The sequence below is a fragment of the Pseudomonas protegens genome, from assembly GCF_003732485.1.
Classification (GTDB): domain Bacteria; phylum Pseudomonadota; class Gammaproteobacteria; order Pseudomonadales; family Pseudomonadaceae; genus Aquipseudomonas; species Aquipseudomonas protegens_B.
This window is the reverse complement of sequence record NZ_MOAK01000051.1, coordinates 57,907-62,382: the sequence shown is the minus strand read 5'-3', so window position 1 is coordinate 62,382 and position 4,476 is coordinate 57,907. Positions and strand designations below refer to the sequence as shown.

The following is a 4,476-nucleotide window of genomic DNA, read 5'->3' as shown; positions in this document are numbered from 1 at the left end:
GCGTGTCCCTGCCACTGGCAGGCACCGCTCGTCTTGCGCTCGCTCTTTTTGCCGCGGGCCATTTGACTAACCGTCTTGAGGATCTAGATTCCACTCGCGACTTCATGGAAGTGCATCAAGCCCAAATCCCGCCAGACCGGGCCCCGGGCAGACATGCTCAGTGGCCGCGCCCGGAAACTCGATTGCCTGTTTGCCTGGGCACTCCAGGCATCTAACGCGACAGCAGGGAGCTGGACATGAACGACAACATCATCGACATCATGATCACCATTGATGTGGACACCATTCTCAACAGCCAGGGCAAACAATTCGACAGCGGCCAAGTGTTCAACCTGCAAAAAAGCGACCCGAAGCAGCCCAGCCACCTCTATAACTTCACCACCAGCGGGATAAGGCTCTCCAGTCAAGCGATCTACATGGTCGCCAGACGCAACAACGTCCCAGCCGGCGACGGTAGTGATGAACTGTCGGTCAACCTCAAGGAGGGCGACCTGATCCGCTGGCGCAGCACCAGCCTGTCCGAGGGGCTGTACCACTCGGTACTGCTGTATCAGTACACCCAGACGTCCCCGGTAGTGACGGCACAGAACCCCAGTTATGTGCAAGACATCAATCCGGTGGTCTTGAACCACACGCCCATGCCGATCATCAATCAAAACAATCCATCCGCGCAGCCAATAGCCCAGAGCGTCAAGAACTTCTATTGGGAAGGCAAAGCCGTGCGTCAAGGCAGCCTCACCTATACCTGGGCGTTCATGATTGTCGACAGTGACAACCAGATAGTGGGTTACTGCGACTGGGACCCCTACATCAATATCAACTGAGTGCCTTGCCCCTCTCCCTGTCGGTACGGGGAGAGGGGCTTGCGTGACCCTGCCCGATCACTGTCGCGGCCTCCTGCCCCTCCTCCCCCCGTTCAACCTTGGCCAACCGCTGAACCGCCGCGAACTCAACACTTGCCTCCCGCCCGACGCGACCCGTATTTTATCGACCCCGCCTCAACAACGTCCCGGCCAGTCCCGAGATTCCCGATGGCGTGGGTCCGTTCCCCTTGCGTTGTCCCGGAGACTGTATGGATCTCGCCACCCTGAGCCTGTTCATCCCCGCCTGTTTCGCCCTGAACATGGCCCCCGGCCCGAACAACCTGTTGTCCGTGAGCAACGCCACCCGTTACGGCTATCGCCAATCCTGCCTGGCGGGAAGCGGCCGATTGCTGGCCTTCGCCGCCATGATCGCCCTGGCCGCCGCCGGCCTGGCGGTGGTCCTGCAGACGTCGGAACTGTTGTTCCATGCCATCAAGATCCTGGGCGCGGGGTATCTGCTGTACCTGGCCTGGCAACTGTGGCGTGCCAATCCCGGCAATGACGTGGCCGATGAACCGGCCCGCGTCGGCCTGTGGCCCCTGGCGCGCCAGGAGTTCCTGGTGGCGGCGGGCAACCCCAAGGCAATCCTGATCTTCACCGCCTTCCTGCCGCAGTTCGTCGATCCGGCGCAGCCGATGGGCCCGCAGTTCCTGATCCTGGGCGCGCTGTTTTTGGGGCTGGAGTGGATCGCCATCAGCGCCTACGCCTACATGGGCCTGCACATGCGCCGCTGGTTCGCCGAACCCCGGGGCAAGCGCCTGTTCAATCGCGGCTGCGCAGTGCTGTTGTCGGGGGCGGCGTCGGTGCTGCTGATGGCGCGGCGCGGCTAGCTCGCCTGCCAAAGCGCGCCGGCCAGGCGCAGGGCGTAGTCGCGGATATCACCAGGCCAGTGCTCAATGCACTGTTGCAGGCGCGCCAGGTCCGCGGCGAACAGCGCCCGGGTCGCTTCTTCATAACCGGGAAGGTCGCCGCCCATGGCCAGCATGAACTGGTAGGCCGCCTCTTGTGCGGCCCGCTGGCGCTGCGGTCCGGCGCCATTGCGCCGCGCGTCGTCCACCAGCCGGCGCAGCACTGCCGAAGCACCGCCCGGCTGCTCGGCCAGCCATTCCCACTGACGCGGCAACAGGGTCACTTCCCGGGCGATGACCCCAAGCTTGGGCCGCCCTCGCCCACGGGGTGCTGCCTCTTCGCTCTCGACCGGTGCGGCGACAGGCTGACGCGGGCGATAGCGCCCGTTGCCGGGCGGCGGCGTGGCGGCCAGGCGCTGGCGCACTTCCTCCGGAGTGCCTCGCAAGTCGAGGTCGATGACCCGGCCGCTGGTATCGTCAAAGACCAGCAACGGCTGCGGCGCCGCCTCTTCGCTGGCACGCTTGACTGCCAGCGCGACCTCCAGCAGCGGGCCGGCCGCCAACACATGCTGGGCCTGGAAAGCGGTAACGGGCTGGGTAAGGAAATCATACATGGCAGTGGCCTCAAGGAAACGAGGCTGAATATTACCCGGATATTAATCAAACAATCAATATCACCCGGGTAATATATATTCCCCCCCCGTAGGAGCCGGCTTGCCGGCGAAAAGGCCGTCGAACCTGGCGGCGCCCTCGGGGACGCCTTCGCTGGCAAGCCAGCTCCTACGGCACTCCCCCAGCACCGGGGGATGCCACACAATTTTCTCTGAATGCCCCGGCGACATGGCTATGATGGATCACCATGAATCCAAGCCCTGCGATCCGCCAACCCTGTCCGCCCGGCGCCTGCATTTGCGAGCGCGAGCAGTTGCTGGACACCCCCGGAGCCGACCTGCGCATCCTCAATCTCACGCGCCAGGAGGAAAAGCGCCTGCTCGAACGCCTGGAAAATCTCAAGGACCTGGCGGACCTGGAACACATGCAGCGGCGGATCTACCAGCAACTGGGGGTCCGTGTGGAAATCACCCCCAGCGACAACGAAGTGCGCAGCATGCGCGGTATCACGATCGCCCTGGCCGAGCATCCCGGCCTGTGCCGCAAGACCCGGCAGTCGATTCCCGCCGCCATCCGCCGGGCCATGGAGAACCGCCCGGAAATCGCCTACCGACTGCTCGATGCCCAGGACTTGCTGCGCGATACCTGAGCACCCTCCTTGATCCACGAGCTGGGCCGGCCGAGCTTCAAGCTTGCGGGGTGCGGCATGAAGCTGGAAAATCGCCGCAGCTTTTTTCTCAGGATTCCGAACATGCCCAACTCGCCTCTCAACGCCGCCGACTTCGAAGTGATCGAAGACACTCTGCTCAAGTACGGCGACGACCACTCGGTGCTCAACCCTTGCGAGCTGGATGGCTACTTCACCGCGCTGGTCTCGGGCCCGGCCCAGGTCGACATCGCCGAATGGTTCCCGGGGATCTGGGGCGGCGAAAATCCGAACTGGGAAACCCCGGAGGAATGCCGGCAGTTCATCGACCTCTGCGTGCGCCACATCAACACCCTGGCCGCCCAGTTGAGCACCGCCCCCGAAGGCTTCAGGGCGCGCTTTGAACAGACCGAGCATCAGGGCCAAAACCTGCTGCTGGCCGAAGAATGGTGCTTTGGCTACCTGCGCGGGGTGGCCGTGGGCAACTGGCCGCAAATGCCGGCGCCACAGGTCCAGGCACTGCAGTTGATCATCGACTGCGCCGAACAGGACAACTTCGAATTGCCCGCCGACCTGGACCTGGAGCAGCATCGCCAGCAGATCGCGGCCCTCGAACCCGCCGCGCGGCAGTTGCATGCCTACTGGTCGGCGCAGCGCTGAGACAAACCGCGGCCCATGAAAAACGCCGCTTGCCCTGAACAGAGCAAGCGGCGTTTTTATTGGCGCCCGGCCAGCGGCGCAAGGCTTACAGCAATTTGCGCTGCACCGCTTCATCCAGGGTGCTGCGAGCCAGCGCCTGGACCACGTCGCGGGTGTCCTGCTGGAAGGGAATAGCGACGACCAACAGCAACTGCATCCAGGTGCGCACCGATTCGCTCTTGCGAATCCGCCCCAGCTCCTTGCCGTCCTTGTCCTTGAATACGGTCTCCAGGGTGAAGGTGTTCTTGGCCGTGGACGGAATCACGAAGAAGGTGACGCCGGTGATGATGGCCGAAGCCATGCTGAACTGTTCGTTGTTGTACAGGGTGGCTTCGGCATACAGGTCCGACTCGACCTTGTCGGTGCTGACCCGGGCAAAGCGCCCGGACTGGCGGTAGGCATCGGCCACCACCGTTTCCCAGGCGGCAGCAGGAGCGCCGGCGGCGGCATTGGCGGGGCCGCCGTTGACCTGGTACATCGCCGTGGTGCGCACAAAGGCGCTGGGCTTTTGTTCAGCGGTTTGCACAGCCGGCGGCCAGTTCGTGACCGGCGCCAGTTCGTGTTGCGAGTAGGACACGCAGCCGCCCAGCAATAGCGCTGCGAGCACCAGGGCGTGCTTGATGGAACCCAACATGTGACTCTCCTTGATCCTAGTGTTGCGCCAAGCGGGCGCTGGCGTTGTCGAGCAATTTGGCAACCAGTTCATTCAGTTGCTTGGCGCCCTGGGTCGGGGCCCAGTACTCGCGCCCGTAGAGGCCGACGTTGCGCTCGAACTTGAGCTGCTCCTTGGCACTGGCCAGTTCCTTGC

General features: G+C 63.6%; 6 protein-coding genes. 4 read left to right on the top strand and 2 right to left on the bottom strand.

Annotation, left to right across the window (positions count from 1 at the left end; genetic code table 11):
• Nucleotides 1–236: 236 nt before the first annotated feature.
• Both BLX41_RS12850 and BLX41_RS12845 read left to right on the top strand, forming a co-directional pair.
• Nucleotides 237–824, top strand: a complete 588-nt coding sequence (locus tag BLX41_RS12850) for an AidA/PixA family protein (RefSeq protein WP_123725176.1) — start codon at nt 237–239, stop codon at nt 822–824.
• A 248-nt stretch (nt 825–1,072) separates the two neighbouring features.
• A complete protein-coding gene (locus BLX41_RS12845) occupies nt 1,073–1,693 on the top strand; it encodes a LysE family translocator (protein WP_123725175.1) in 621 nt (206 codons plus the stop codon).
• Here the strand turns inward: BLX41_RS12845 and BLX41_RS12840 are convergent.
• A complete protein-coding gene (locus tag BLX41_RS12840; RefSeq protein WP_185073521.1) occupies nt 1,690–2,325 on the bottom strand; it encodes a DUF2239 family protein in 636 nt (211 codons plus the stop codon). The two genes, BLX41_RS12845 and BLX41_RS12840, sit on opposite strands and share 4 nt — an antisense overlap.
• 245 nt (nt 2,326–2,570) lie before the next feature.
• On the opposite strand from BLX41_RS12840, the gene BLX41_RS12835 reads away from it, so the two are divergent.
• Together BLX41_RS12835 and BLX41_RS12830 are read left to right on the top strand one after the other, a co-directional pair.
• Nucleotides 2,571–2,972 (top strand): hypothetical protein, encoded by a 402-nt coding sequence (locus BLX41_RS12835; protein ID WP_123725173.1) that lies wholly within the window; start codon nt 2,571–2,573, stop codon nt 2,970–2,972.
• 102 nt (nt 2,973–3,074) lie between these two features.
• Complete coding sequence (locus BLX41_RS12830; protein WP_123725198.1) at nt 3,075–3,629, top strand: UPF0149 family protein; 555 nt, start codon at nt 3,075–3,077, stop codon at nt 3,627–3,629.
• Between the two features lie 85 nt (nt 3,630–3,714).
• Here BLX41_RS12830 and BLX41_RS12825 read toward each other — a convergent pair whose 3' ends face one another.
• Complete coding sequence (locus BLX41_RS12825; RefSeq protein ID WP_123725172.1) at nt 3,715–4,302, bottom strand: hypothetical protein; 588 nt, start codon at nt 4,300–4,302, stop codon at nt 3,715–3,717.
• Between the last annotated feature and the right edge of the window lie 174 nt (nt 4,303–4,476).